This is a genomic window from Luteibacter yeojuensis (assembly GCF_000964085.1).
Classification (GTDB): Bacteria; Pseudomonadota; Gammaproteobacteria; order Xanthomonadales; family Rhodanobacteraceae; genus Luteibacter; species Luteibacter yeojuensis_A.
Map to the genome: position 1 here is coordinate 1 of NZ_JZRB01000096.1, position 2,378 is coordinate 2,378.

The window sequence follows — 2,378 nt, forward strand, 5'->3', positions numbered from 1 at the left end:
CCCACGGGGTGGGCTCCTACAAAGACACCGATGCCGGAAACGAAAAAGCCCGCCCATGCTACTCGCAGGGGCGGGCTTTGTTCACGCGGGCTTAGTTGCCCTTGTGGATGGCGCGCTTGTCGACCGAGAGGGCCGCCTCGTGCACCACTTCGGACAGCGCCGGGTGGGCGTGGACGATGCGTGCGAGATCCTCGGACGAGCCCTTGAACTCCATGGCCACCACGCACTCGTGGATGAGCTCGGACACGACCGGGCCCACCATGTGCACGCCGAGGATGCGGTCGGTTTCGGCGTGGGCGATCATCTTCACCTGGCCGATGCCCTCGTTCATGGCCACGGCGCGGCCGTTGGCGGCGAAGGGGAAGGCGCCCGTCTTGTAGGGGATGCCTTCTTCCTTGAGCTGCTCTTCGGTCTTGCCCACCCAAGCGATTTCCGGCTCGGTGTAGATGACCCACGGCACGGTATCGAGGTTGACGTGGCCCGGCTTGCCGGCGATGAGCTCGGCCACCATGACGCCTTCTTCGGAACCCTTGTGCGCGAGCATCGGGCCGCGGACGGCATCGCCGATGGCCCACACGCCGTCGACGCCCGTGTGGTTGTGCGCGTCGACCACGATGCGGCCGCGTTCGTCGAGCTTCACGCCCGTGTCGTCGGCCAGCAGGCCGTCGGTGTAGGCGCGGCGGCCCACGGCGACGAGGAGCTTGTCGACGACGAGCTGCTGCTCGGCGCCGTCCTTGTCGGTGTACGACAGGTGCACTTCATCGCCCTTGACCTCGGCCTTGGTGACCTTGGCGTTGACCTTGATATCGAGGCCCTGCTTGGCGAACTCGCGCGCGGCCATCTTGGCGATGTCCTGGTCGGCCACCTGCAGGAACTTCGGCAGGGCTTCGAGCACGGTGACTTCCGCGCCGAGGCGCTTCCACACGCTGCCCAGCTCGAGGCCGATGACGCCGGCGCCGATGACGCCCAGGCGCTTCGGCACGCCGCCGAGATCGAGCGCGCCCGCGTTGTCGATGATGTGCTTGCCATCGAACTTGGCGAACGGCAGCTCGATGGGCACCGAGCCCGACGCGAGGATGACATTGGTGGCCGAGAGGGTCTGCTTGTTGCCGTCGTTGCCGGTGACTTCGACCTCGTTGCCCTTCAGCAGCTTGCCCTTGCCGAAGAACGACGTGATCTTGTTCGCCTTGAACAGCATCGTGACGCCGCCGGTGAACTGCTTGACGATCTTGTCCTTGCGGCCAATGAACGTGCCGATGTCGATCTTCGGGTTGTCGACCGTGATGCCGTGGTCGGCGAAGTTGTGCGTAAGGTTGTGGAACTGCTTGGACGAATCGAGCAGTGCCTTCGACGGGATGCAACCGACGTTGAGGCAGGTGCCACCCAGGGCGGCCTTGCCGTCCTTGCCGACGAAGGCGTCGACCACGGCGGTCTTCAGGCCCAGCTGCGCGGCGCGGATCGCGGCCACATAGCCCGCGGGGCCGGCACCGATGACGATGACGTCGAACTTCTCGCTCATAGCTCTTGCTCCGGATGTTGCTGGCAGTAGGTGTGCTACCACCCGATATGGGGTCGCTACATGAAAACGGGAGCCTCTCGACTCCCGCCTTCACATCTGGCGTTTAACCGGCCATCACAGGCCGAGCAGCATCCGCTGCGGGTTTTCCAGCTGGTTCTTGATATCGACCAGGAACAGCACGGCATCCTTGCCATCGATGATGCGATGGTCGTAGGAGAGGGCGAGGTACATCATCGGGGCGGCGATGACCTGGCCGTTCTCGACGATGGGGCGCTCCTTGATCGTGTGCATGCCCAGGATGGCGCTCTGCGGCGGGTTCACGATGGGCGTGGAGAGCAGCGAGCCGAAGGTGCCGCCGTTGGTGATGGTGAAGGTGCCGCCCTGGAGGTCGTCCAGGCCCAGCTTGCCGTCACGCGCCTTCTTGGCGTAACCGATGATGCCCTTCTCGACGTCGGCGAACGACATGTCCTGCACGTCGCGCAGCACCGGCGTGACCAGGCCCTTCTCGGTCGAGACCGCGATCGAGATGTCCTGGTAGCCGTGGTAGATGATGTCCGAACCATCGACCGAGGCGTTGATGACCGGGTGGCGCTTCAGCGCCTCGGTGGCGGCCTTGACGAAGAAGCTCATGAAGCCGAGCTTCACGCCGTTGGCCTTTTCGAACTGCTCGCCCAGCGCCTTGCGCAGCTTGACCACCTCGGCCAGGTTCACTTCGTTGAACGAGGTGAGCATGGCGATGGAGTTCTTCGACTGCATCAGGCGCTCGGCGATGCGGGTACGGATGCGGGTCATCGGCACGCGCTCTTCCGGACGCGAACCCGGGGTGGGCTTGGCGGCCGGGGCCGGCGCGGCGGCCGGG

2 protein-coding genes are annotated in these 2,378 nt (G+C 65.2%); both read right to left on the reverse strand.

Features of this window, described 5'->3' with window-relative positions; genetic code table 11:
- Nucleotides 1–91 precede the first annotated feature (91 nt).
- Nucleotides 92–1,519 carry a dihydrolipoyl dehydrogenase gene (gene lpdA / locus VI08_RS20285; RefSeq protein WP_045831459.1) on the reverse strand — a complete coding sequence of 476 codons (1,428 nt, stop codon included), beginning with the start codon at nt 1,517–1,519 and terminating at the stop codon, nt 92–94.
- 114 nt (nt 1,520–1,633) lie between these two features.
- Nucleotides 1,634–2,378: dihydrolipoyllysine-residue succinyltransferase (gene sucB / locus VI08_RS20290; RefSeq protein ID WP_045831460.1), on the reverse strand; the 745-nt coding region annotated here is incomplete at its 5' end.

Coding starts and splice junctions, on each gene's coding strand:
- lpdA (WP_045831459.1), bottom strand. CDS start 1,519: ATGAGCGAGAAGTTCGACGTCATCGTCATCGGTGCCGGCCCCGCGGGC.